The 25,763-nt window shown below is 57.0% G+C and carries 22 protein-coding genes; 12 read left to right on the top strand and 10 right to left on the bottom strand.

Going from position 1 to position 25,763, the window contains the following annotated elements:
* Complete coding sequence (gene pntB, locus KGA69_RS19245; protein WP_020078971.1) at positions 1 to 1,389, top strand: Re/Si-specific NAD(P)(+) transhydrogenase subunit beta; 1,389 nt, start codon at positions 1 to 3, stop codon at positions 1,387 to 1,389.
* A 131-nt stretch (positions 1,390 to 1,520) separates the two neighbouring features.
* Positions 1,521 to 1,709, top strand: a complete 189-nt coding sequence (locus tag KGA69_RS19240) for a YdiH family protein (protein ID WP_045392396.1) — start codon at positions 1,521 to 1,523, stop codon at positions 1,707 to 1,709.
* Between the two features lie 136 nt (positions 1,710 to 1,845).
* On the opposite strand, the gene uspE is transcribed toward KGA69_RS19240, so the two are convergent.
* From uspE to ogt, 3 genes are all read right to left on the bottom strand, one after another.
* Positions 1,846 to 2,796 carry a universal stress protein UspE gene (uspE, locus tag KGA69_RS19235; RefSeq protein ID WP_045392393.1) on the bottom strand — a complete coding sequence of 317 codons (951 nt, stop codon included), beginning with the start codon at positions 2,794 to 2,796 and terminating at the stop codon, positions 1,846 to 1,848.
* 151 nt (positions 2,797 to 2,947) lie between these two features.
* The gene (gene fnr, locus KGA69_RS19230; RefSeq protein WP_004862555.1) at positions 2,948 to 3,700 is read right to left on the bottom strand and encodes a fumarate/nitrate reduction transcriptional regulator Fnr; all 753 of its coding nucleotides are present in this window, start codon (positions 3,698 to 3,700) and stop codon (positions 2,948 to 2,950) included.
* Between the two features lie 194 nt (positions 3,701 to 3,894).
* A complete protein-coding gene (ogt, locus tag KGA69_RS19225; RefSeq protein WP_045392390.1) occupies positions 3,895 to 4,410 on the bottom strand; it encodes a methylated-DNA--[protein]-cysteine S-methyltransferase in 516 nt (171 codons plus the stop codon).
* A 453-nt stretch (positions 4,411 to 4,863) separates the two neighbouring features.
* On the opposite strand from ogt, the gene KGA69_RS19220 reads away from it, so the two are divergent.
* The gene (locus tag KGA69_RS19220; RefSeq protein WP_045392558.1) at positions 4,864 to 4,983 is read left to right on the top strand and encodes a hypothetical protein; all 120 of its coding nucleotides are present in this window, start codon (positions 4,864 to 4,866) and stop codon (positions 4,981 to 4,983) included.
* A 32-nt stretch (positions 4,984 to 5,015) separates the two neighbouring features.
* Here the strand turns inward: KGA69_RS19220 and abgT are convergent, their stop codons facing one another.
* From abgT to KGA69_RS19205, 3 genes are all read right to left on the bottom strand, one after another.
* A complete protein-coding gene (gene abgT / locus KGA69_RS19215; protein ID WP_063447898.1) occupies positions 5,016 to 6,542 on the bottom strand; it encodes a p-aminobenzoyl-glutamate transporter in 1,527 nt (508 codons plus the stop codon).
* A 116-nt stretch (positions 6,543 to 6,658) separates the two neighbouring features.
* Positions 6,659 to 8,104, bottom strand: a complete 1,446-nt coding sequence (locus KGA69_RS19210) for a M20 family metallopeptidase (protein WP_063447897.1) — start codon at positions 8,102 to 8,104, stop codon at positions 6,659 to 6,661.
* Positions 8,104 to 9,414, bottom strand: a complete 1,311-nt coding sequence (locus tag KGA69_RS19205; protein ID WP_213292598.1) for a M20 family metallo-hydrolase — start codon at positions 9,412 to 9,414, stop codon at positions 8,104 to 8,106. The genes KGA69_RS19210 and KGA69_RS19205 overlap by 1 nt, the downstream gene beginning before the upstream one ends.
* Positions 9,415 to 9,580: 166 nt before the next feature.
* On the opposite strand from KGA69_RS19205, the gene KGA69_RS19200 reads away from it, so the two are divergent.
* Together KGA69_RS19200 and smrA are read left to right on the top strand one after the other, a co-directional pair.
* Complete coding sequence (locus KGA69_RS19200) at positions 9,581 to 10,489, top strand: LysR family transcriptional regulator (RefSeq protein WP_045392375.1); 909 nt, start codon at positions 9,581 to 9,583, stop codon at positions 10,487 to 10,489.
* Positions 10,490 to 10,591: 102 nt separating this feature from the next.
* Positions 10,592 to 11,155 carry a DNA endonuclease SmrA gene (gene smrA / locus KGA69_RS19195; protein WP_047077719.1) on the top strand — a complete coding sequence of 188 codons (564 nt, stop codon included), beginning with the start codon at positions 10,592 to 10,594 and terminating at the stop codon, positions 11,153 to 11,155.
* Here smrA and KGA69_RS19190 read toward each other — a convergent pair.
* Positions 11,152 to 11,958, bottom strand: a complete 807-nt coding sequence (locus tag KGA69_RS19190; protein ID WP_015366809.1) for an IclR family transcriptional regulator domain-containing protein — start codon at positions 11,956 to 11,958, stop codon at positions 11,152 to 11,154. The two genes, smrA and KGA69_RS19190, sit on opposite strands and share 4 nt — an antisense overlap.
* Before the next feature lie 167 nt (positions 11,959 to 12,125).
* Here KGA69_RS19190 and KGA69_RS19185 point away from each other — a divergent pair, with 167 nt between their 5' ends.
* From KGA69_RS19185 to pcaC, 6 genes are read left to right on the top strand one after another with little or no spacing between them, the layout of a single operon-like run.
* Positions 12,126 to 12,812, top strand: coding sequence for a 3-oxoacid CoA-transferase subunit A (locus KGA69_RS19185; protein ID WP_045392371.1), 687 nt, complete (start codon positions 12,126 to 12,128; stop codon positions 12,810 to 12,812).
* Between the two features lie 10 nt (positions 12,813 to 12,822).
* Complete coding sequence (locus tag KGA69_RS19180; protein WP_015705262.1) at positions 12,823 to 13,479, top strand: 3-oxoacid CoA-transferase subunit B; 657 nt, start codon at positions 12,823 to 12,825, stop codon at positions 13,477 to 13,479.
* Positions 13,480 to 13,489: 10 nt separating this feature from the next.
* Positions 13,490 to 14,692 (top strand): 3-oxoadipyl-CoA thiolase, encoded by a 1,203-nt coding sequence (pcaF, locus tag KGA69_RS19175; RefSeq protein ID WP_045392368.1) that lies wholly within the window; start codon positions 13,490 to 13,492, stop codon positions 14,690 to 14,692.
* A 9-nt stretch (positions 14,693 to 14,701) separates the two neighbouring features.
* Positions 14,702 to 16,054, top strand: a complete 1,353-nt coding sequence (locus KGA69_RS19170) for a 3-carboxy-cis,cis-muconate cycloisomerase (RefSeq protein WP_045392365.1) — start codon at positions 14,702 to 14,704, stop codon at positions 16,052 to 16,054.
* Positions 16,044 to 16,811, top strand: coding sequence for a 3-oxoadipate enol-lactonase (gene pcaD, locus KGA69_RS19165; protein ID WP_213292597.1), 768 nt, complete (start codon positions 16,044 to 16,046; stop codon positions 16,809 to 16,811). The genes KGA69_RS19170 and pcaD overlap by 11 nt, the downstream gene beginning before the upstream one ends.
* Positions 16,801 to 17,190: a 4-carboxymuconolactone decarboxylase gene (pcaC, locus tag KGA69_RS19160; protein ID WP_015705266.1), complete on the top strand. Its 390-nt coding sequence runs from the start codon at positions 16,801 to 16,803 to the stop codon at positions 17,188 to 17,190. Before pcaD ends, pcaC begins: the two co-directional genes overlap by 11 nt.
* Positions 17,191 to 17,344: 154 nt before the next feature.
* Here pcaC and KGA69_RS19155 read toward each other — a convergent pair whose 3' ends face one another.
* The 3 genes from KGA69_RS19155 to KGA69_RS19145 form a co-directional block, all read right to left on the bottom strand.
* On the bottom strand, positions 17,345 to 18,961 hold the full coding sequence (locus KGA69_RS19155) for a mechanosensitive ion channel family protein (RefSeq protein ID WP_047050051.1): 1,617 nt from the start codon (positions 18,959 to 18,961) through the stop codon (positions 17,345 to 17,347).
* Positions 18,962 to 19,110: 149 nt separating this feature from the next.
* Complete coding sequence (gene fumA / locus KGA69_RS19150; protein ID WP_213292596.1) at positions 19,111 to 20,763, bottom strand: class I fumarate hydratase FumA; 1,653 nt, start codon at positions 20,761 to 20,763, stop codon at positions 19,111 to 19,113.
* Between the two features lie 55 nt (positions 20,764 to 20,818).
* The gene (locus tag KGA69_RS19145) at positions 20,819 to 22,324 is read right to left on the bottom strand and encodes an anion permease (protein WP_032707943.1); all 1,506 of its coding nucleotides are present in this window, start codon (positions 22,322 to 22,324) and stop codon (positions 20,819 to 20,821) included.
* A gap of 639 nt (positions 22,325 to 22,963) precedes the next feature.
* Here KGA69_RS19145 and KGA69_RS19140 point away from each other — a divergent pair.
* Positions 22,964 to 25,741, top strand: a complete 2,778-nt coding sequence (locus tag KGA69_RS19140) for a flavocytochrome c (protein ID WP_213292595.1) — start codon at positions 22,964 to 22,966, stop codon at positions 25,739 to 25,741.
* Positions 25,742 to 25,763 lie beyond the last annotated feature (22 nt).

Genomic DNA, 25,763 nt, shown 5'->3' with positions numbered 1-25,763 from the left:
ATGTCTGGAGGATTAGTTACAGCTGCATACATTGTTGCCGCTATTCTGTTTATCTTTAGCCTTGCGGGGCTGTCAAAGCACGAAACGTCGAAGCAGGGGAACCTGTACGGCATCGCCGGGATGGCGATTGCGCTGATTGCCACCATTTTTGGGCCGGACAGCGGTAACGTCGGCTGGATCATCGTGGCGATGGTTATCGGCGGGGCGATTGGTATCCGTCTGGCGAAGAAAGTCGAAATGACCGAGATGCCGGAGCTGGTGGCGGTGCTGCATAGCTTCGTTGGTCTGGCGGCGGTGCTGGTTGGCTTCAACAGCTATCTCGACCACGGACCGGGCCTCGATCAGGTGCTGGCGAATATTCACCTGACCGAAGTATTCCTCGGTATCTTTATCGGCGCCGTAACCTTCACGGGCTCGATCGTTGCCTTTGGTAAGCTGCGCGGCAAAATTTCGTCAAAACCGCTGATGTTGCCGAATCGCCACAAGCTGAACCTGGCGGCGCTGGTCATTTCCTTTCTGCTGCTGGTGGCCTTCGTGCGTACCGACAGCACCGGAACCCAGGTACTGTGCCTGCTGGTGATGACCATTATCGCCCTGGCGTTCGGCTGGCACCTGGTGGCGTCTATCGGCGGCGCGGATATGCCAGTCGTGGTATCGATGCTGAACTCCTACTCCGGTTGGGCGGCGGCGGCGGCGGGCTTCATGCTCAGCAACGACCTGCTGATCGTGACCGGCGCGCTGGTTGGTTCTTCCGGTGCCATCCTCTCCTACATTATGTGTAAGGCGATGAACCGTTCGTTTATCAGCGTTATCGCCGGCGGTTTCGGCACCGATGGCGGCAGTTCCAGCGGCGATGAAGAAGTCGGTGAGCATCGTGAAATCAGCGCCGAAGAGACGGCTGAAATGCTGAAAAACTCGCATTCCGTGATCATCACGCCGGGCTACGGTATGGCGGTGGCGCAGGCGCAGTATCCGGTCGCGGAAATCACCGAGAAGCTGCGCGCGCGCGGTATCAAGGTGCGCTTCGGCATCCACCCTGTCGCCGGGCGACTGCCGGGGCATATGAACGTGCTGCTGGCGGAAGCGAAAGTACCTTACGACGTGGTGCTGGAAATGGACGAAATCAACGATGATTTCGCCGATACCGATACCGTACTGGTGATCGGCGCGAACGACACCGTCAACCCGGCGGCGCAGGACGATCCGAAGAGCCCGATCGCCGGTATGCCGGTGCTGGAAGTGTGGAAGGCGCAAAACGTGGTGGTCTTCAAACGTTCGATGAACACCGGCTATGCTGGCGTGCAGAATCCGCTGTTCTTCAAAGAGAACACCCACATGCTGTTTGGCGACGCTAAAGCCAGCGTGGATGCCATTCTGAAAGCGCTGTAATAGCGCAACGCTCTAAGCCGTCTCTGTTGAGACGGCTTTTTTATATAGACAGTGAAACCATGATTTTGCTCATAAAGTGAACGGCGATGGGTGTTATACTATGCCTGTTTTTTCACCACACTGAGGATATTATGGATACCGAGTTAACCCCCACGCAGATGGCCATCGAGTACCTGCGCCGCGACACTTCCGTTATGACCCCCGCGCAGTACCTGAAGAAGCTCAAACTCCTCGAGCTCGAGTTTGCCGATCTGATGTCGCTTTCATCAATGGAGCTGAAAGAAGAGATCGACCTGGCCTGGCGTTTAGGTATCCACTAACGCATTCTGTAAGTATGTTCAATTAGCGTTGATATCCCGGGCCGTATGGCCCTTTTTCTTTTTTAGCGGGCCGACAAAAAAATCCCCCGACGGGCGGGGGATGATTAGATAAAACTTCAGGCCTGATGAGACGCCGTTAGTCGTCGTCTTCATCGTCCAGTTCAACTGGAGTTTGATAGGCCTCCGGTTTCAGTACCAGCAGGTCGCAGCGCAGGTGGTCGATAACCTGTTCCGCGGTATTGCCGAGAAACGCGGCAGAGATGCCGGTGCGGCCAACGGTGCCCAGCACCACAATCCCGGCCTGCAGGTGTTCAGCTAAATCAGGGATAACCTCTTCAGGCAGCCCTTTTTCTACGTGGGTGCGACTTTCATCGATGCTGAATTTCTGACGCAGCGCTTTCATTGCCAGCAGATGCTGGCCGCGAATCGCATCGTTATAGATGCTCGGGTCAAAATCAGGTAATTCAATGGCGATGTTAATAGGCGTCACCGGATAGGCGCCAACCAGATGTACTTCGGTATGGTTAACCTGATCGGCGAGGGCGATGGTCTCCCGCACCAGTTTTTCATTAAGGGCGTTGTGATAGTTCTCTTCACTGGCCAGATTAACCGCCACCAGCGCTTTACCGCCTTCCGGCCACGGCTGATCTTTAACCATCCATACCGGGCATGGACATTTGCGCAGCAGGTGCCAGTCGGTCGGGGTGAAGATGACCGCTTCGAGTTTGTCGTGCTGATGGGCCATTTTCAGCAGCAGGTCGTGTTTATCGCTGATGATTTCCTGAATGATGGCTTCAAAGGGGCGGTTGTGCCACACCACTTTGATATCGATTGGCACCCCGGATTCAATGTAAAACTTGGCCTGTTCACGGATCCAGGCGCTGCGTTGGCTAATCACGCCCTGGCGCATCGCCGTCCGCTCGTCGGGCGACAGCAGGGTAGTCATTTCGTAGGAAAAATCATAAATCGGCAAAAAGGCTTTGATGCGTCCACCAATCCGTTGGTGCAGATACACCGCGCGCCGTAATGCAGGCTGGTCGTCCTGGTTAGGGTCGATTACTACCAGCATGTTCTGATACTTCGCCATACAGGGTCTCCTTACAGCTGTAGCTACAGTCAGTATTTAAAAAGATAACCTATATGGATGAATTGAAACAGGGGATGACCCTGGCCAGATCAACAAATTAGAAAAAAATGTCGATCCGGCACAAGGTGGAAGAGAGTATAGCGGAGATAAATCAGGCGACGTTGCGCGCCTGGCCTGCCAGTTGCGCCAGCAGATCGCTGTTTTCGATGGTGATATATTTCCCTTTTACCGCCAGCATACCGCTTTTCTGGAAACGACCAAGCAGGCGGCTGATGGTTTCAACCGTCAGGCCCAGATAGTTGCCGATGTCGCCACGGGTCATGGTCAGACGGAACTCACGCGGTGAGAAGCCGCGCTGCGCGAAACGGCGGGACAGGTTGTAGATAAAGGCCGCCAGCCGTTCTTCTGCGTTCTTTTTGGAAAGCAGCAGGATCATGTCCTGATCGCCTTTGATCTCGCCGCTCATCAGACGCATCATCTGTTGACGCAGGTTCGGCATTTTACCGGAAAGATCATCCAACGTTTCGAACGGAATTTCGCAGACCATTGAGGTTTCCAGCGCCTGCGCAAAGCTTGGGTGCAGGGCGGTGCCAATGGCGTCAAAACCGACCAAATCACCCGCCAGATGGAAGCCGGTAATCTGCTCATCGCCTTGTTCGGTGATGGTGTAGCTTTTGATGGTCCCTGAACGGATAGCGTACAGCGACTTCAGCTCATCACCCGCTTTGAACAGGGTTTGCCCTTTCTGAATAGGCTTTTTACGCTCGATGATATTATCAAGCTGATCCAGCTCATGTTCGTTCAAAGTAAAGGGGATGCAGAGCTGGCTAATGCTGCAATCCTGACAATGGATTGCACAACCACCAGACTGAATGCGTCGTATAATTCGCTTTTCCGGGATCATATGTCTGCTCAAGCTTTAATTGATATTGGTCAATTTTAACATCTTTTTGAGGAGCAAGTAAGTCTCGAAACCCGGAAAGACGTAATATTAGAAGGGTAAATATGTCGATCGCCATATCTCTTTGATAACAAGAAAATTATTAAGCGATTAATTATTGTAAAGTTACCTGTAATTTCCAAAAAAGGCATTATCTGTTAAAGCAGCAAATAGCCCTCATGGCGCAATAACCACTCTTTACGCTGTACGCCGCCGGCGTAGCCGGTCATGGTGCCGTTGCGGCCAATTACCCGATGGCAGGGAACCACAATGCTGACCGGATTGGAACCGTTTGCCGCGCCAACCGCACGGGCCGCGCCCGGACGGCCAAGAACCTCGGCTAACTGACCGTAATGCATCACCTGCCCGCAGGGAATCGTGCGCAGCGCTTGCCACACCTGACGTTGAAAGGGGGTACCGGCGGTTGCCGTCGGCAGGGTATCGATAATTGCGAGATCGCCGTCGAAGTATTGCTGCAGCTTCGCGCTCAGCCCGCCAGGATCGCGCGCATCAACGCGTTTATAACCCTCGTGACGGTAGTGGATGTCGAGCAGTTGCTCCATGCGGTCGCGGTGCTGATCCCACTCTACGGCGCGCAGGTTGAATTGTTCATCGCAAATGACCCACAGCGGCCCCAGCGGGGTGTCGATTTTATCTTGCAGCAGCGTCAGCATCGGGCGTCCTTCTACGAGGTTAATTCGGCAAGGGCACACCATATCATGACGTGCAGCCTGCAAACTATACCTCCGAAAGGTCAGCAAATAATGAAACCTGTACTATTAATTTATAAATACGAATCGCAGTCATTTAAATTCAGTCATTCCGTTGCCTGATGGTTAATCGTCGGAATAAAGGAAGGGGTGGAGCAATGTTTATTTTTGCATTAACTAGCAGGCGCGGCGTGATGGGCATTTTGCTACCTTTGTCTGGCGGCGAATTTCCCTGTGCGGAGGAGCGTTCAGTTCAAATCTCTATGCAGTTTGTCATACGCACGCGGATTAGTGTGAACTGGCTAATTCACCGGGAGGCACCCGGCGCCGCAGATAAATATACAGGCATTCCTTGAGTCAATTATTTTTTCCAGCGCTTTGGCGCTGGTTTTTTTTAACTACAAGAAAGGTGGCGATATGCAATACATGTTAACGGGAGTTGTTGTGTTGATTATCAGCGGATTAGCTATCAATTTGCTGTCGGTGGTCATCGAAAGTCTGTATAAAACGTTCCTGAACCGCACCACATCGCGTTAACTTACGCAGGCCATCCCTGGCCTGTCGCCGCGTTATGGCAAGCGTGGATAAATACCTGGGCCAATCGGTAGCCCTACCAGGTACCAGCCCACCAGCAACAGCAGCCAGACGGCTAAGAAAATCAGCGGGTAGGGTAATACCAGCGAATAGTAGGTACCCAGTCTGGCATCGGGCCGGTAGCGCTGTAAAAAGCCGAGAAACAGCGGTACAAATGGCGATACCGGCGCGAGCGGCAGTACGGACGAATCGGCGATACGAAACAGGATCTGCGCAAACGCCGGGTGAAAGCCCAGCAGCATAAACATCGGTACAAAAATGGGCGCCAGAATCGACCAGATAGCCGAACCGCTGGCGATAAACATACACAGAAATGCCGACAGCAGCGCCAGACCGACAAACGCCGGCACGCCATTCATTCCCGCACTTTCCAGTATATCCGTTAATCCTACCGCCATGAATTTCCCCATATTGCTCCAGTTGAACATGGCGACAAACTGGGCCAGCGGGAAGACCATCACGATGAAGCCGGCCATCTCCTTCATCGGCTCGATCATTAACTGCGGCAGGTCAGCCTGACGGCGAATTTTGCCGGTGGCGATGCCGTAAGCTAAAGATACGACGAAAAAGAAAAAGATAATCAGCGGTACGATGCCTTTAATAAAAGGCGAGGGCATCACGGTATGTTTGATAGGATCGCGCAGGATGCCGTTTTCCGGCACCACCATCAGTGCGATAACCGCCAAAAACAACAGCGCCGCAATACCGGCAATGCGCAGCCCGAAGCGCTGTTCCGCCGTCAGCGTCTGCAGCGTTTCATCGCTCTGGCCTTGCCACTTTCCTAGCCGCGGCTCGACCAGTTTATCGGTAATCAACCCGCCGACCAGCGTCAGAACGATGACTGAGGTGGCCATGAAATACCAGTTGTCGATAACGCTAACATGCAGCGAGGCATCAAGCGTTTTCGCCGCTTCGGTACTAATACCAGAGAGCAACACGTCGGTAGTGACAATAAGTAAATTTGCCGTGAATCCGCAGCCGACGCCGGCGATTGCCGCCAACAACCCGGCTACCGGATGGCGGCCGACGGCGAGAAACATTAACGCCCCTAGCGGCGGCATAATGACCAGCGCCGCGTCGGAAGAGATGTGGCTGAAGAAGGCGATAAATAACACCATGTAACTGGCGTAACGCGCGCTAACGTGCGATGACATCTTGACCATCAGCGACGGCAGCAGGCCGACACGTTCGGCGAAACCGGCGCCGAGCACCAGCGCCAGAATCGCCCCCAGCGGCGCGAAGCCGCTAAAGTTTTTAATCACGTTTGGCAGAAACCAGTGCAGCCCTTCAACGCTGAGCAGATTCTTTACCACCACTCGCGAACCGTCGGTGGGGTTCTGTACGCCGACGTTTAGCGCCGACAAAATGGCGGTGGCGGCCATCAGCGCGACGATCAGATAGATAAACAGCAAAAATGGATGCGGAACCTTATTACCTATTTTTTCAACCCAGCCATACAGCTTACCGGTGGGGGAATGCGACGGTATGGATGACATACTCATGGGCGTTCCTCAGTTGTCGTTGTTGTGTTGTTTGCGGCATGCCTCAGGGGTTGTCAGCTGTTATTTTTATTGGCGATTGCCATCACGCTGTACGCTATCCCAGAGGCTAATTTTTCTTATTTTAAAATTGATGGTACGACGTCACGTGGGATCGGGCACTGGTATGGAGTTACCGCCAGTACCTGAGCCAGTTCCTGCTGGCTTGCTTCGAGTAACGGCCTGTCGCTGAACAAACGAATCGCCGTTGCTCCCAGAATTTTACCCGCCAGCAGCATCCCTTTATGGGCGATGGAGGTTCTTCCCTGGCTCACCAGTTGCCAGCTATGCAGCGGCGTACCGATGGCGAAACAGGGGCTAAAACACTGGGCCACCGGCGCTTTCCTGCTCACGTCGCCGACGTCGGTAGAGCCCGCCAGCACGTTTTCCGTTGCCGCCCACGGCGCGACCTCATCGATCAACACCGTGTCGTGATGACGGCGGGCAAACGCTTTTCCTTCTTCACCGCTGGTGCCGGCAATATTCTTCAGGCTGTTATTTATATCGTTCACGCCGAGCGTGGCGCGAATATCCGCCGCGAAAGCGCGCTCTTCGTCACACCACTGCGGCGTACCGTAATGACATACGGCCTGATACATTGCCGCTTCCAGCGTGCGATTGGGGAGATAGCTGGAACAGGCTTTTTCAAAACGGCAACTGACGCTGGTTTCGGTCATCAGCGCGGCGCCCTGGGCGATTTTCTCAATACGGGCGAAGATTTGCTGCACATCGGCCATCTCCGGAGCGCGAATCAAATACAGCACTTCAGCTTGCGCCTGCACCACGTTGGGCGACACGCCGCCGGTATCGGTAATGGCGTAGTGCACACGCGCTTTCTCGATAATATGCTCATTGAGGAAATTACTGCCGGTGGTCATCAGCGTGACGGCGTCCAACGCGCTCCGCCCCAGATGCGGTGAGTTTGCCGCGTGCGCAGCGGTTCCGGTAAAGCGCCACGCCGCCTGAATATTGGCCAGCGTGCTGGTACTGAACATCCCGGCCCAGGCTTCCGGATGCCACGTGAGGGCGGCGTCAATATCATCGAATAATCCCTCGCGCACCATAAAGGTTTTACCCGAGCCGCCTTCTTCCCCCGGGCAGCCATAAAAGCGCAGGGTGCCCGCTCCGCCTTGCTGCTGCAGCCACTGTTTCGCGGCGACGGCGGCGGCGAACGCCGCGGTGCCGAGGAGATTATGCCCACAGCCGTGGCCGTTTTCCCCCGGCGTCGCGGATGTTGGTTCAGCACTGTGCGCCTGTTGGCTGAGTCCTGCCAGCGCATCAAACTCGCCGAGCAGGGCGATGACCGGTTTACCCTCGCCATAGCTGGCGATAAACGCATTGGGTATGCCGCCAGCGTGACGGGTTAGCTGAAAACCTTCCGTTTCCAGCGCATCGGCCAACCGCGCGGCAGACCAGAATTCCTGGAAGCGGGTTTCCGGATGATCCCAGATATCATCGGCAATAGCGCAAAAATCGTCGCGCCGTGACGTAATGATGTCATCGACAAATTGATAGATCTTTTCCATCACACACCTCGCTGCCAGGGAAAGTTGAGCGCGATGCGCGCCAGCGTCTCGACCGCGATGACCATCACGCCTTCGTCGAAATCAAATTTCTCGTTGTGATGTCCGGCGCTCAGTTCAGTACCGAAAATCATGTATGAAGCCAGTCCGCCGCGATCCTGTACCCGCGCCATCATCAAAGTGGCATCTTCAGATCCCGCCGGCGCGGCAATATGATCCACTGCTTCTACTACCCCCGGCACCTGCGCTGCCTGCTCACGCAGGTATTGCACCCACGCCGGAGAGGGGGCGCTGGAGGTTGCCGCGCCCATGAGCCGAAGTTCATAGCGGGCTTCATACATCGCTGCGGCGCCGGCAATCACGTTTTGCGCCCGCTCAAACACATACTGGTTGATAGCTTCCGTCTCGCCGCGGGTTTCCACTTTAATTAGCGCCGATGAGGGGACCACGTTACGCCCGGTGCCGGCCTGTATGACGCCGACGTTAACCCGCGAGGCGCCTGCGCTGTGCGGCGCGATGGCGTGTAATGCGAGGGCTGCCTGGGCGGCGGCCAGTAGCGCGTTGCGCCCATCTTCCGGTTTGCCGCCGGCGTGAGCGGCGACGCCCTCGAATTGCACGTCGAATTTGGTGGTCGCCATAAAGTTGTCACCGCCGCAGACCACGGTACCGTTGGGAACGCCGGTACCGATATGAATGGCGGTGAAGTAGTCCACGTTATCGAGCACGCCTGCCGCCACCATCGCGCGCGCGCCGCGGGTGCCTTCTTCGGCAGGCTGGAAAATCAGCTTGATGATCCCGTTGAGCCGATCGGCACACTGCTTTAGCACGTGCGCCAAACCCAGCCCAATGGCGGTATGTCCGTCATGGCCGCAGGCGTGCATCATCCCGGCGTTGCAGGAGGCGAAACACGCGCGATGCGGGCGATGGCGATCGTCGTGTTGTTCGTTAAGATCGAGCGCGTCCATATCGACGCGAAACGCAAGCGTAGGGCCGGGGCGGCCGGTGTCCAGGGTGGCGACGACGCCGGCGAATCCGCCTTCAAAAGCCGGCAGCCAACGTTCCGGCGCTCCCTGTTCGCGGGCGCGCTGGAATGCCTGCTCCAGGCTGGCATCGTCGGGCAGCCCCATCCGGCTGTCGGCATCGATAACGTCGCGACCCAGCGCCAGTTGATAACCGAGGCCGTCTAAGATCTCGGCAACCTTGCTGGCGGTGCGAAATTCCAGCCAGCCGGACTCCGCGTGCAGGTGAAAATCACGACGCCATTGCGTCATTTCCGGCGCCAGCTGGCTTACCAATTCATGAAGTTGCGGCATAACCCTTCCTGTCATAATTAAAAAGTGTGACGGCGTTCACGGTGTGATAGCTTTTAATTATCACAAACGCCTTTCTGGCAATCTCACCCTTAACCTGCCACAGCATGATGGATTACAGTAGATGTCATTTTCTTCTGTCTGATAAACAGTGGTTATCACTTAAAACATGTCATTTCAGATTAAATTTCATCAAATTCGCGCCTTCGTTGAGGTCGCTCGTGAGGGGAGTATTCGCGGCGCCAGCCGGGCGCTGGCGATCTCGCAGCCCGCGTTGACCAAAGCGATTAAAGAGCTGGAAGAAGGGCTTTCCGCCCAACTGTTTGTCCGCCGCAGCCAGGGGGTGGCGCTGACGGAAAACGGCGAAAGTTTTTATCAACATGCGAGCCTGATCCTTGAAGAGCTTCGGGCGGCGCAGGATGAACTCCTGCAGCGTCAGGGGGAGCAGGCGGGGCAGATTAATATTGGTCTCGGCGCCAGCGTCGCCCGTTCGCTGATGCCATCGGTTATCTGTCGTTTTCATCAGCAGCATCCGCTGGTGAAGGTTCGGATCATGGAAGGGCAACTCCTGGCGATGATTAATGAACTGCGTCAGGGTGAGCTTGATTTCACTATCAACACCTACTACCCCGGCCCGTACGATCATGAATTCAGCTTTGAAAAACTGTTTGAGAAACCGTTCGCGGTATTCGCCCGCGCAGGGCATCCGGCGGCGCGCGCCACTTCCCTGACTGAATTGCTCGATCACCACTGGACGATGCCAACGCCGCGCGGTAGCTACTTCAAACAGTTGCAGGAGATGTTTAATCAGGCCGGGCTGGCGCCCAAGGTCGATATCGTTTGCGAAACCTTCTCTTCGTGCATCAGTCTGGTGGTGAAGAGCGATTTCCTTAGTATTCTGCCGGTAGAGCTCGGAAACGATCCGATGATGGCGGATAAACTGGTGATGATCCCCATACGTGAGGTATTGCCCAGAGCAACCTACTACCTGATCCAGCGGCGCGACACGCGACCAACGCCGTTAACGGCTTCGTTAATCACCCTGTTTCGTCGTCAAAGCCGTCAATTGTTTCCTTAAATATCCCGCGTTGGTCTATTTGCCAGCAGTTGCGGCTAAACGCGTTGAGGGGTAGGCGTGAGGCGGCTATAGTAGCAGGCGATAGCCGCTGGAGGAGTGACCATGAACCTTGACGACAAATCCCTGTTTCTTGACGCCATGGAGGATGTCCAGCCTCTGAAACGCAATAATGACGTACACTGGCATCGTGAACGACCCGCGCGCGCGCCGCAGCGTATTGATACCCTACAGCTCGATAATTTTCTGACCACCGGCTACCTCGATATTGTGCCGCTCGCCGTGCCGCTGGAGTTCAAACGGGAAGGGCTGCAAAGCGGAGTGCTGGAAAAGCTGCGGCGTGGAAAATACAGCCAGCAGGCAAGCCTGTCGCTGTTGCGTCAGCCGGTCGAACAGTGCCGGCAAATGCTGTTCGCCTTCGTGATACAGGCGCAAAAAGAGGGGCTGCGTAATTTACTTATCATCCACGGCAAAGGCCGTGATGACCAGGCCCATGCCAATATTATTCGCAGCTACCTGGCGCGCTGGCTGCCAGAGTTGCCCGAGGTACAGGCGTTTTGCGCCGCGCTACCGCACCACGGCGGCAGCGGCGCTTGTTACGTGGCGCTGCGTAAATCCGAACAGGCTAAGCAGGAGAACTGGGAGCTGCACGCTAAACGCAGCCGCTAGCGCAGCAGCAGCGTTAGCTCGCGGGCGGCTTTTTGTAATTCCGGCAGCACTCTGTCCAGCATTTCGCGGGTCGACATCTGGCCCGCGTGAACCCCGACGTTCAGCGCTGCTTCCACCTGTCCCTGCGGGTTATATAGCGGTACCGCCAGCGAACGCAGCCCCATTTCCAGTTCCTGATCGTTCAACGCATATCCCTGCTGATGCACGCGTTTTAGCTCCGCGCGCAGCTTATTCACCGAATCTACCGTTTGCGGGGTGTAGCGAATCATCGTCACCCGGCCCAGCATGTCGTTCAGCCTTTCTTCCGGCTGATGGCTTAACAGCACGCGCCCCATGGAGGTTGCCCACGCCGGCAGACGGCTGCCGATATCAAGATCGATCGTCATAATGCGCGAACTGGAGGCGCGGGCGATATACAGGATATCGTCGCCATCCAGGGTGGCGATTGAGCAGGACTCATTGAGCATTTCGCTCAGATGCTTGAGCACCGGCTGCGCCGAGCGCGCCAGCGGCGTTGAGGCCAGCCAGGCGTGACCGAGGGCAAGTATCCGTGGACGCAACTGGAAATTCTTGCCGTCTTCGGCGTAGACGAAACCCAGCTTGCTTAGGGTGTACAGGCAGCGACGTACCGCCGCTCGGGGGATGCCGGTCTTTTGGCTGATCTGCGAAATCGACAGTACCGGGCGCTGCGGGGTAAAAGCCTGAATCACTTCCAGCCCGCGCGCCAGCGATGCCATAAAGTTCGGATCGCCCTTAAACGGATCGCCGTCGCCCGCCACTACATCATCTGGATGCTTGTCCATTTTGTTCTCCGTATTTGCCATCGATCACATTCTTTCGCTAAAGATATACGATGTTCGATTATCGCACCATATTTCGATTATCGCCCTTGACCAGCATCGTTAAGCGGGTCACATTTTGTGCGAACAACGCATATAAGTGCGATTACCGCACGTTAAGGAGCGACCTGATGATTGATAAAAGCGTGTCGACGCTGAGTGAGGCCATTGCCGGGATCCACGACGGCGCGACCATCATGATCGGCGGATTTGGCCCCGCCGGGCAGCCGACGTATCTGATCGATGCCCTGATTGACCAGGGCGCCCGCGACCTAACCATTATTAATAACAACGCGGGTAATGGCGAGGTGGGGCTGGCGGCGCTGCTCAAAGCCGGACGGGTGCGCAAAATGATCTGCTCATTCCCGCGCCAGGTAGATTCACAAATTTTCGATGACCTCTATCGCCGCGGCAAAGTTGAGCTGGAACTGGTGCCGCAGGGCAACCTGGCGGCGCGGATCCAGGCCGCTGGCGCAGGTCTCGGCGCGGTCTTTACCCCTACCGGCTACGGCACGCCGCTGGCGGAAGGCAAAGAAACCCGGGAAATCGACGGCCGTCATTACGTGCTTGAATATCCAATTAAAGCCGATTTTGCGCTGATTAAAGCCCATCAGGGCGACCGCTGGGGCAACCTGGTCTACCGCAAAGCGGCGCGCAACTTCGGCCCGATTATGGCGACCGCCGCCAAAACCACCATTGTTGAAGTCTCGCAACTGGTCGCCCTTGGCGAACTCGACCCGGAAAACATCATCACGCCGGGGATTTTCGTCCAGCGCGTATTCTCGCTGGAAAATCTGTCCGCCGCGCAAAGCGCCTGAGGAGCCGAAGATGCAAAAACTGACTCGTGACGAAATGGCCCAGCGCGTCGCCCGCGATATTCCGGAAGGCGCTTACGTAAACCTCGGTATTGGCCTGCCGACCCGTATCGCCAACTATCTACCTGCCGATAAAGAGGTGTTCCTGCACAGTGAAAACGGGCTACTGGGAATGGGGCCGAAGCCGCAGCCCGGCGAAGAGGACCCGGAGCTGATCAACGCGGGTAAAGAGTATGTCACCCTGCTGCAGGGCGGCTGTTTTTTCCACCATGGCGATTCCTTCGCCATGATGCGCGGCGGGCATCTCGATATTTGCGTGCTGGGCGCCTATCAGGTTTCCGCCAGCGGCGATCTCGCTAACTGGAGCACCGGCGCGCCGGATTCGATCCCGGCGGTCGGAGGGGCGATGGATTTGGCTATCGGCGCCCGCCAGGTGTTTGTGATGATGGACCATCTGACCCGCGATGGCGAATGCAAACTGGTCGAGCAGTGCAGCTATCCGCTGACCGGCGTTGGCTGCGTCAGCCGTATCTATACCGATCTGGCGGTCATCGATATTACCGACCGTGGTCCGGTGGTACGCGAAATCTTTAACGGCCTCTCATTTGAAGAGCTACAGCGCATCACTCCGGTGGCGCTAACTTTTGAACAACTGGCGGAAAGCGCGTAAGGAACCTATGATGAATCAGGCATTTATCTGTGATGCGGTGCGTACGCCGTTTGGCCGTTTTGGCGGCGCATTATCCGGTATGCGCGCTGACGATCTGGCGGCGCTGCCGCTGAAAGCGCTGCTGGAGCGTAATCCGGGTCTCGATCCGGCGCTAATTGATGATGTGATCTACGGCTGCGCCAACCAGGCCGGAGAAGATAACCGTAACGTGGCGCGTATGGCGCTGTTGCTGGCCGGGCTGCCGCAGAGCGTTCCCGGCAGCACGATTAACCGCCTGTGCGGCTCGAGCCTTGATGCGATCGGCGTCGCGGCGCGGGCGATTAAAAGCGGCGAAACCCAGCTGATGATCGCCGGCGGGGTGGAGAGTATGTCGCGCGCGCCGTTTGTGATGGGCAAAGCCGAGAGCGCCTTTAGCCGCTCGATGCAGATGGAAGATACCACCATTGGCTGGCGTTTTATTAACCCGCAGATGAAAGCGCTGTACGGCGTGCACTCGATGCCGGAAACCGCGGAAAACGTCGCCGATGAGTTTGCCATTTCTCGCGCCGACCAGGATGCTTTTGCGCTTCGTAGCCAGCTGCGTACCGCTGCGGCGCAGGAAGCGGGGCGTTTCGCCGATGAACTGATCGCCGTATCGGTACCGCAACGCAAAGGTGAGCCGCTGTGTTTCAGCCGCGATGAACACCCGCGCAGCACCTCGCTGGAGGCGCTGGCCAAATTGCGCGGCGTGGTCCGAGCCGACGGCAGCGTTACCGCCGGTAACGCCTCCGGCGTCAATGATGGCGCCTGCGCGCTGCTGTTGGCCAGTGAACAGGCCATGTCAGCGAATGATTTACAGCCGCTGGCGCGGGTTGTCGGCGTGGCGACGGCAGGGGTGGCGCCGCGAATTATGGGCTTCGGCCCGGCGCCGGCGGTGCGTAAGGTGCTGGCGCAAACCGGGCTGACGCTGGCGCAGATGGACGTCATCGAATTGAATGAGGCTTTTGCCGCACAGGCGCTGGCGGTTACCCGTGATTTAGGTCTGCCGGATGATGCCGCCCACGTTAACCCCAACGGCGGGGCCATCGCGCTGGGCCATCCGCTAGGCGCTTCCGGCGGGCGTCTGGCGATGACCGCCGCTTATCAGTTGAAGCGAACCGGCGGCCGCTATGCGCTGTGCACCATGTGTATCGGCGTGGGCCAGGGGATTGCGCTGATTATTGAACGCGTTTAAGGAGTAGCGATGAGTTTGTTGACCCCCATGTTGCGCAGCAGTCCGCTAACCGACTGGTTTAGCGATGCGCAGCGGGTACAGGGCATGCTGGATTTCGAAGCCGCGCTGGCGCAGGCGCAGGCCGACTGCGGGCTGGTGCCGAAGGCGGCAGTCTCGCCGATAGTCAACGCCTGCCGGCATGCGCTTATTGATTTCGACGCGCTGGGACAGGCTGCGGCCAGCGCCGGTAATCTGGCAATTCCGCTGGTCAAACAGCTGACCGCGCGTGTGAAAGCGCAGGATCCTGACGCCGCGCGCTATGTCCATTGGGGCGCCACCAGCCAGGACGCTATCGATACCGGGTTTGTTTTGCAACTGCGCGGCGCGCTGGCGGCGACGGATAGCCTGCTACAAAGCCTGATTGATGCGCTTGCCGAACAGGCGCAGCGCTATCAGCATACGGTGATGCCGGGGCGCACCTGGATGCAGCATGCGCTGCCGGTCACCTTTGGCCTTAAACTGGCGGGGACGCTGGATGCGCTGCTGCGCTGGCAGCAGCGGTTGATCGAGATGCGCCCACGGGTGCTGGCGCTGCAGTTTGGCGGCGCGGCTGGCACGCTTGATTCATTGAAACAGCAGGCGCCGCAGGTCGCGCAGGCGTTAGCGCAAACCCTCGAGCTGCAGTTGCCGGATACGCCATGGCATAGCCAGCGCGACCGTTTCCTCGAAGTCGGCGCCTGGTTCGCCGGCGTTTGCGGCACCCTGGGAAAATTCGCCAATGATTTTTCGCTGCTGATGCAAACCGAGGTTGCGGAAGTCGGCGAGCCGCTGGCGGAAGGGCGCGGGGGCTCCTCGACCATGCCGCACAAACGTAATCCGGTCTCCTGCGCGGCGATTTTAACCGCGGCGCAGCGCACGCCGGGGCTGGTCGCCACCCTTTACGCCGGTCAAATCCAACAGCATGAGCGCGCGCTCGGCGGCTGGCAGGCGGAATGGGAAACGCTACCGGAGCTGATTATGCTGGTGGGCGGGGCGCTGGCGCAAACTGACATGCTTGTGCGCGAGATGCAGGTTTTCGTGCATAAGATGCGTGCCGACCTTGATATTACCCACGGGCTGATTATGGCGGAAGCGGTGACCCTGGCGCTGGCGGAGTTTATCGGCAAAGCCGAGGCGCATCACCGTGTAGAAGCGCTGTGCCGCCAGGCTCTGGACAGTCACGGTTTGCTTGTCGATCTGCTGGCGGCTGACCCGCTGGTCAGTCAGTATCTCTCCCGCGAACGTTTAAACATGCTACTGGATCCGGCAACGGCCACCGGTAGCGCCGAACGCTTTGTGCGCCAGGTACTGGCGCGTTATCAGGAGCAACGTCATGAATCTTGATTATCAACTCGACGGGCCAGAAGGCGCGCCGGTTATCGTGCTGTCGAATTCGCTTGGCACCACGCGCGCAATGTGGCAGCCACAAATGGAGGCCCTGACGGCGAATTTTCGCGTACTGCGTTATGACACCCATGGCCATGGTAAAACGACGAAAAACGGCAAGGTGGCCCTGGCGCAATTGGGTGAAGATGTGATTGCGCTGCTCGATCACCTAAATATCGACAAAGCGCTGTTTTGCGGTATTTCGATGGGCGGGCTGACGGGATTATGGCTGGCGCGCTTTGCGCCGGAACGTTTTTACGCGGTGGCGGTGGCCAATACCGCGGCGCGGATCGGCGATCAGTCGGGCTGGCTTTCTCGCGCCCGCGCGGTACGTCAGGAAGGGATGGATGTGGTTGCCGCGGGGGCGGCGGATCGCTGGTTCAGCGATGCTTTCCGCCAGCGCGCGCCGGAGGTGGTCGAGGCATTATGCCATCAACTGACTCATAGCGACGCCGAAGGCTACGCTGCCTGCTGCGAAGCCCTGGCGGCGGCAGACCTGCGGGGGGAGGTCGGGCAAATTGCGATTCCTGTGCTGATTATTGCCGGAGAAAGTGACCCTGTCACGACTGTCGCCGACGCTAACTTCCTGCATCAGCAGATCGCCACTTCACAGGTGGTGGTGTTGAAGGCGTCGCATCTGTCGAACATTGAAGCGCCTGCTGCCTTTAACGCCGCGCTGAACGGCTTTTTGCTGGGGGAGCAAAATGGAAGATAAACAACGTTACCAGCAGGGAATGGAGGTTCGCCGCAAGGTATTAGGCGATGCTCACGTTGACCGTACTCTGCAGAATCTGACGCCGCTGAACGAGGAGTTTCAGGATTTCATTACCCGTTACGCCTGGGGAGAAACCTGGACCCGTCCAGGGCTCGATCACCATACCCGCAGCATGATCACTATTGCGATGCTGATTGCGCTGAACCGCGAGGCGGAACTTAAGATGCATCTGCGCGCCGCCTTTAATAACGGCGTGACCCGTGATGAGCTGAAAGAGCTGATTATGCATTCGGCGCTGTACTGCGGCTTACCGGCGGCGAACGCCACGTTGCACCTGGCGCAGCAGGTGTTTGCCGAGATCGACGCCGCGCAGGCGTAGCGGGGCGGCGCATTGCGCCTTGTACGGGCTACTAAATCGCACAGCGCTGTAGCCCCGGTAAGCGGTAGCGCCACCGGGGATTTTGAGTTGTAGGCCGGATAAGCGCAGCGCCATCCGGCATTGCCTGATGGCGCTGCGTCGGCGTGGGACGACGTTACCTGTCGCGCTCCTGCGGCGCGACCGCCGGGGCGGTATACCAATCCTCTTTGGCGACCACCACCGCGCCTTTCGGTTGCATGACAAAATTGGGCGACATAATCTGCACGCCAAATTCGTTAAATACATCGATAATGCTGCTGTGCAGCGCGTTGCGCCCCTCCGGCAGTGTCGTTTCGGGTAACAGCCGCACCTGCAGTTCATACGACGTATACCAGTCGAGCAATCCCAGTTTGCGAACCACCGGCGGCACCTGATGATCCACTCCCTGGGCGCGGTGGGCCGCCAGTTCCAGCATCGCCTGTACCTGCCGCCACGGCGTGTCGTAACCAATGGTCACGCCGGTGGTGAGGTTGATTCCCTGTTGCGGGTCACTGGCGCTGAGATTGGTGATTTTACCGCTGACCACCACCGCGTTCGGCAGGGTGACAATATAGTTTTCGCGGGTCAGGATTTTGGTCGCCAGCATGCCGATCTCGCTGACCTGGCCTTCGTTATCGGCGATGCGGATCCAGTCGCCTTTGTGCAGCGCGCGGGTATAAATCAGCACCAGGCCGCTCATGGCGTGATTCATCACCCCCGCTGAGCCCAGCGTCAACATCAGACCGAAGAACACGCTAATCCCCTTGAAGGCCAGAGAGTTTGCGCCAGGCAGGAAAGGATAGGCGGCGGAGAGCGCAAAAAGCCAGATAACCACGGCGATAAGCTTTCGCGTGGCGCCGACGGTTTCCGGATGCAGACCGGGGATCTGCAGACGTCCGGCGGCGACCTGATCCAACACCACCTTCAGCAGGCGGATGATAAACCACGTAATCAGAAAGATAAGCAGTACGATCATCAATCCCGGCAGCGCCGACACGATGGACAGCGAAATATCGCGAATCACCCCTACCGACCACTCACCGAGCGACTCTCCCCATACCCGGGTCCACGGAAACAGGCTGAATACCCAACTCAGCCAGACATAACCCGCCAGTACCCCAAGCAGTATGACCAGCAGCGCGTATAATCGGCTTTCAATGTTGCCGAGAAAACGCCGCCAGTTATGCGGGATCATGCTGCGTTTTTCGAGGATCCGCAGATGGAAAAAGCGCCTCACTCGCCGCCACGAACGGAAAGCGAGATAGCAGGCCAGGGCGAGGAGCAACGCGCCGGCGGCGGATTTTAGCGCCGCCAGCAGCAGATAGCGGGTATTGTACTGTTCGCGCAGCGACGTCCGCTGCGCTTCCATACGGGCAAGAACGCGCTGCGCCGCCTGATCGAGGGTAAGATCGTCGCCTTCATCGAGGTCCGCCTGGCTTAGCAACATAATAGGTTTGCCATTCATCAGAAACAGCCGTCCCGGCTGGTTGTAGCGGGTGACTGGCACCACCTGTAGCGGCTGGCTGATATCGGCCTCGGTAAAGGCGCGTAGCGTATTGCGGATGCGCAGAACCCGTTCTTCCGGCGTGGTCTGGCCGAAGGTGGCCTGCAGCATGACGATCGGTTGATGGAAAATAGCGACGGTTCGCGCCTGCTCGCGAGCGGTGGGCTGCTGACGCGGTTCTGCCGCCGAAAGCGGGAAGGCCAGCCATAGCAGAAAACACGCCGTTAATAACGCCTGGATCCTGTTCATATGCGACACCGGAAAAGGGGGAATTATTGTTATTTTTCAGCTGGTCAAACTCTGAACGGCTGCTGGATTGAGCATAGTTCAGCGTCGGGTGAATTCAAGAGTAAAGGGGGAGAATACGCCCGACGATGAGCCGCCGGGCGTGGAGGGAATTAGCCGTGTTGTTTACAACCGGCGCACTGCTGATTTTGGATCTGTTGGAAGAAATCGTTACCTTTATCATCAACGAGAATAAAGGCAGGGAAATCTTCGACTTCGATTTTCCAGATAGCTTCCATTCCCAGCTCCGGATAAGCCACGCACTCGAGGCTCTTAATGCTCTGTTGGGCAAGGACTGCCGCCGGGCCGCCAATGCTGCCGAGGTAGAAGCCGCCGTGTTTATGGCAGGCGTCGGTCACCTGCTGGCTGCGGTTACCTTTGGCCAGCATCACCATGCTGGCGCCGTGCGATTGCAGCAGATCGACGTAGGAATCCATACGTCCCGCGGTGGTCGGGCCCAGGGAGCCGGAGGCGTAACCAGCCGGCGTTTTGGCCGGACCGGCGTAGTAGATCGGGTGATCTTTCACGTACTGCGGCAGCGCTTCGCCGTTATCGATAAGCTCTTTCAGCTTCGCGTGGGCAATGTCGCGGGCCACGATAATCGTGCCGTTAAGGCTCAGACGCGTGGAGACCGGGTGCGCCGACAGCTGTGCCAGGATTTCGCTCATCGGCTGGTTCAGGTTGATGCTAACCACATTGCCTTCGCCTTGCTGGCGCAGGTGTTCAGGAATGTATTTCCCCGGGTTGCTTTCCAGTTTTTCAATCCAGATGCCGTCGCGGTTGATTTTAGCTTTGATATTGCGGTCGGCGGAGCAGGAGACGCCCATGCCGATCGGGCACGACGCGCCGTGGCGCGGCAGACGGATAACGCGAATATCGTGGGCGAAATATTTCCCGCCGAACTGCGCGCCGAGACCGAGATTTTGCGCTTCCAGCAGTAGCTCTTGCTCCAGCTGCACATCGCGGAACGCCTGACCGTGTTCGTTGCCTGCGGTCGGCAGGTCGTCATAGTAGCGGGCGGAAGCCAGCTTAACGGTCTTCAGCGTCGCTTCCGCTGAGGTGCCGCCAATCACAAAGGCGATGTGGTAGGGCGGGCAGGCCGCGGTACCGAGGGTACGCATCTTCTCGACGAGGTAGTTTTTCAGCTTCGCCGGGGTGATTAACGCTTTGGTTTCCTGGTACAGATAGGTTTTGTTGGCGGAACCGCCGCCTTTCGCCATGCACAGGAATTTATATTCGTCGCCGTCGACGCTGTAGAGATCGATCTGCGCCGGCAGGTTGGTGCCGGTGTTGACCTCTTTATACATATCCAGCGGCGCATTCTGCGAGTAACGCAGGTTGTCTTCGGTATAGGTGTTATAGACGCCCTGCGCCAGCGCGGCTTCATCGCCGCCGCCGGTCCAAACGCGCTGGCCTTTTTTACCCATGATGATGGCGGTGCCGGTATCCTGGCAGGTGGGCAGCACACCTTTGGCGGCGATTTCGGAATTACGCAGGAACTGCAGCGCGACGTATTTGTCGTTTTCGCTGGCCTGCGGGTCGAGCAAAATGGCCGCGACCTGCTGCTGATGCGAAACGCGCAGCATAAAAGCGGCATCGTGGAAGGCCTGCTGCGCCAGCAGGGTTAACGCCTGCGGTTCAACCTGCAATACTTCCTGGCCAGCGAATTTGGCGACGGAGACGTGCTCTTTGCTGAGCAAATAGTATTCGGTATCGTCATGCGCCATCGGGAACGGGTCTTGATAAACAAAGGGTTTCGTCGACATATTCACATACTCCATAAAGATAAAAACCGCCGGGGGAAGACCCGGCGGTTATGAATCAGAACATCATGGACATCCACGGATAGCCAATCAGCAGCAGGGCGGCCAGGAAGATGGCGCCGAAGATGGTGCCGAGGCGCCAGTAGTCTTTGGTCGGCAGATAGCCGCTGCCGTAGTAAATCGGGCTCGGACCGGTACCGTACGGGGTGATGATGCCCATCACGCCCAGCGAGGTCACCATCAGCAGGACGAAGACTTCCATATTCATTCCCGGGATAGTCGAAGCGATGGTCAGCATGGCCGGCAGCAGCGCGGTAGTGTGCGCGGTGGTACTGGCGAACAGGTAGTGCAGCAGATAGAACGCCAGCAGCAGGACGATGGTCGCAACCCCCGGAGAAATACCGCTCATCAGCGCGCCGCCTTCTTTACCCAACCAGGCGATGAAACCAGTGGAGGAGAGACCGTCAGCCAGCGCGACCAGCGTGGCGAACCAGACAAAGGTATTCCACGCCGCTTTGTTGTTGGTGATATCGCTCCAGGACAGCACGCCGGTCCACAGCATCAGCACGATAACCAGCAGGGCAGCCAGCGCCGGTTCAATCCAGTCGGCGGCGAAGATCCACATCATCAGCGCGAAGCAGACGAACACCAGCAGCAGGATTTCATTGCGCGACAGTTTGCCCAGTTTCTCCAGTTCACGAGCGGCCCACAGCGGCACTTCGTTATTGATTTTAACTTCTGGCGGATAGAACCAGTACGCCAGCAGCGGCATGGCCAGGATCAGCAGGATACCGAGCGGCAGGAAGGCGATAAACCAGGTACCCCAGGAGATGTTGATACCAACGATGCTTTTTACCAGCGCCAGCGCCAGCAGGTTCGGCGCCAGCGCCGACAGGAACATGGAACTAGTGATACAGGCGGCAGTAATGGCTACCCACATCAGATAAGAGCCAATACGGCGTGCGCTCGGATCGTTAGGTTTAGAACCGTACAGCGGCGGCAGGTTAGCGATAATCGGGTAGATGGTCCCGCCGCTACGTGCGGTGTTGGACGGGGTAAACGGCGCCAGCAGCAGGTCAGCGAAGGTAATGGCGTAGCCCAGCGTCAGGCTGCGGCGGCCAAGATATTTTACCAGAATCAGCGCCAGACGGCGGCCGAACTGGGTTTTGTCATAGCCGGCGGCGAACATGAACGCGCCGAAGATAAGCCACACGGTAGAGTTGCCAAAGCCGCTCACCGCCCATTTAAATGACGCGCCGGCCAGCTTAAAGCTTGGCGCCGCCATCTGTTCCGGGCTGAACAGTAGCCACTGGCTACATAAAGCAATCACCACCACCCCGGTGATACCGATAACGGCGCCCGGCAGCGGTTCGAAGATAAGGCCGACGATGACGCCAACGAAGATAGCAAAATAGTGCCAGGCGAAAGGCGGTAAGCCGTCAGGCACCGGGACGAACAGCAGCAGTACGGCGACGATAATGGGCAACGCCATCATGATCAGACGTTTATACGCCGCGTTAGACGCGGCACCGGCAGGCGGTATGGTTGTCTTTTTCTCTTTCATAATGAGTATCTGCTAGTAGTTGAAAATACGGTTCCGTCTTCGCTTACAACACTCGATTTTTTTAGTTGCGAAAGTTTCTTTAATTATTAATTGTCGAGATTGCTTGTTGCTTAAACGGTTATTTAACGCGTTTTTCGCGGCGTTAAATTAAATTCATTGGGTATTTATATATTGCGCTTTCACGTTGCATTGCAATTGATCGAGATCAAAAAAAACAGGTGATCTGGATCTTTTTTTTCGTTTGGCAATAACCACATATGATGATGTGGTTATTATCCGCAAGAAACGTCAATTGTTAAGGGAACGCTTAAAAAATAATAAATGGCTAAAGCAATTAATTATTTAACTTATTGAAATTTCGTGTTTTATTTTTGTTTTTCGCGTTTTTCTAGCGTTAACAAAAGTGACCGAAATGTTATCATTCATTTGTATTATGTAAATGCGATATATAAATTTAATAATACAATGGAGGTATTGCTGTTATTGCAGGTATTAAATAGTTTTTTAACTAACGTAATTAATTTAGTAACTAAAAAACACGCTATATTATTGGCATGACAACAGGAATGAAAATAAACAATCAATAAAATTTCCGTCACCCAATTCTGAATTTCAATATTTAAAATCTGGAGTGTTAATATGACCAGTAACGAACGAATTCTGCAGCCATTTACTTTACCGAATGGGACTGAACTGAAAAACCGTTTGCTAATGGCGCCAATGACCACCTGCACCGGTTATTTCGATGGTACCGTCACCAGCGAGCTCGTTGAATACTATAGCGCCCGCGCCGGCAGCATCGGGACTATCATCGTTGAATGCTGCTTTATTGATGATTATGGTCTGGCCTTCCCGGGCGCTATCGGCATCGATAACGATGAAAAAATCGCCGGGCTGGCGAAAATCGCCGAAGCGATTAAAGCGGAAGGCTCAAAAGCGATTCTGCAGATTTACCACGGCGGCCGCATGGTTGACCCACAGTTGATTGGCGGTCGCCAGCCGGTGGCGCCAAGCGCTATTGCCGCGCCGCGTGAGGGCGCCGCGATGCCGCGGGCGCTGAGCGGAGAAGAAGTGGAAGGGATGATCGCCAAGTTTGGGGACGGCGTCCGTCGCGCGATTCTTGCCGGTTTCGACGGCGTCGAAATCCACGGCGCCAACACCTATCTTATCCAGCAGTTCTATTCGCCGAACTCTAACCAGCGTGACGATGAGTGGGGCGGCAGCCGCGACAACCGCGCCAGATTCCCGCTGGCGGTACTGGACATCACGCATAAAATGGCCCGTCAGTACGCTGACGATGCCTTTATTATCGGCTATCGCTTCTCGCCGGAAGAGATGGAAGTCCCGGGGATCCGCTTCGACGACACCATGTATCTGCTGGAAAAACTGGCCGCCCGCGGCGTCGATTATCTGCATTTCTCGGTTGGCGCGACGCTGCGCCCGTCTATCGTCGATACCCGCGATCCGACGCCGCTGATTGAAAAATACTGCGCCATGCGTTCTGAAACGCTGGCGCAGGTGCCGGTGATGGGTGTCGGCGGAGTGGTTAACGCAGCCGACGCCGAACAGGGCCTCGATCACGGTTATGACCTGATGGCCGTCGGCCGCGCCTGCATCGCCTATCCGGACTGGGCGGCACGCATCGCCGCCGGTGAAGAGCTGGAGCTGTTTATCGACAGCACCCAGCGCGAGGCGCTGCATATTCCGGAACCGCTGTGGCGTTTCTCGCTGGTCGAAGCGATGATCCGCGACATGAGCATGGGCGACGCCAAATTTAAGCCGGGGATGTTTGTTGAAACCGTTCAGGACGATGCCAATGAACTGGTGATCAACGTCAGCCTCGAAAATGATCATATTGCCGATATCGAACTGGCGGCGAGCCCGGTGCAGACCGTCGAGTTCACCACCAGCTTCGAAGAGATCCGCGAACGTATTCTGACCGCCAACACCCCGCACGTGGACGCCATTTCCGGTGCCACCAGCCAGAGCGAAGCGGTGAAAAAAGCGGTCGCCAAAGCGATGCTGAAATCCAGCAAAGCGCTGGCCGCGGAAGAGGGCGGCAACGATACCGCGCCGAAAAGCTATGACGTTGTGGTGGTGGGGAGCGGCGGCGCCGGTCTGGCTGCGGCGATTCAGGCCCACGACGAAGGCGCCAGCGTGCTGATCGTCGAAAAAATGCCGACTATTGGCGGCAATACCATCAAAGCTTCCGCCGGGATGAACGCCGCGGAAACCCGCTTCCAGCGCGTCAAAGGTATTCAGGACAGTAAAGAGTTGTTCTATCAGGAAACCCTGAAGGGCGGCCACAACAAAAACAACCCGCAGCTGCTGCGCCGTTTCGTTGAAAACGCGCCGCAAGCCATTGAATGGCTGGCGGACCGTGGGATTATGCTTAACGATATCACCACCACCGGCGGGATGAGTATCGACCGTACCCACCGTCCGCGCGACGGATCGGCGGTTGGCGGCTACCTGATTAGCGGTCTGGTGCGTAATATCACCAAACGCGGTATCGATGTGCTGCTGGATACCTCGGTAGAAGAGATCCTGATGCGCGACGACGAAGTGAGCGGCGTGCGTCTTATCAACGATGAACAAGAGATCATCGAAGTGCAGACCAAAAGTATTATCGTGGCGACCGGCGGCTTCAGCGCCAACAGCGCGATGGTGGTGAAATATCGTCCTGACCTCGAAGGCTTCGTGACCACCAACCATAAAGGGGCGACCGGTAGCGGTATCGCGCTGCTGGAACGTATTGGCGCCGGCACCGTGGACATGGGCGAAATTCAAATTCACCCGACCGTTGAGCAGCAGACCTCGTACCTGATTTCCGAATCGATTCGCGGCGGCGGCGCTATTCTCGTTAACCAGCAGGGGAACCGCTTCTTCAACGAGATGGAGACCCGCGATAAAGTGTCTGCGGCGATTATCGCGCTGCCGGAACACTATGCTTACATCGTCTTCGACGAGCATGTGCGGGCGAAAAACAAAGCCGCCGACGAGTATATCGCCAAAGGCTTCGTCACCAGCGCCAGCTCGCCGCGTGAACTGGCGGAGAAACTGGGGATGGATTACCATGCGTTCCTCGCTACCCTGGAATGCTACAACGGCGCGGTGGAAAAACAGCACGATGAAGCGTTTGGCCGCACAACCGCGCTGCGCGCGCCGATTAACGAAGGCCCGTTCCACGCCATTCGTATTGCCCCAGGGGTACACCACACTATGGGCGGCGTGACCATTAATACCGATGGCGAAGTGCTGAATGTGGCACAGCAGCCGATTCGCGGCGCCTACGCCGCGGGTGAAGTGGTTGGCGGTATCCATGGCGGTAACCGCATCGGCGGTAACGCGGTCGCGGATATCATCATCTTCGGTACCCTCGCGGGCCATCAGGCGGCGAAACGTGCCAGAGGATAATAGGTAATTGCTGATGCCGGGC

Source organism: Klebsiella sp. A52, assembly GCF_018388785.1.
Lineage (GTDB): Bacteria > Pseudomonadota > Gammaproteobacteria > Enterobacterales > Enterobacteriaceae > Klebsiella > Klebsiella aerogenes.
Note: the sequence above shows the minus strand (reverse complement) of the source record. Positions and strands in the feature narration are given on the sequence as shown.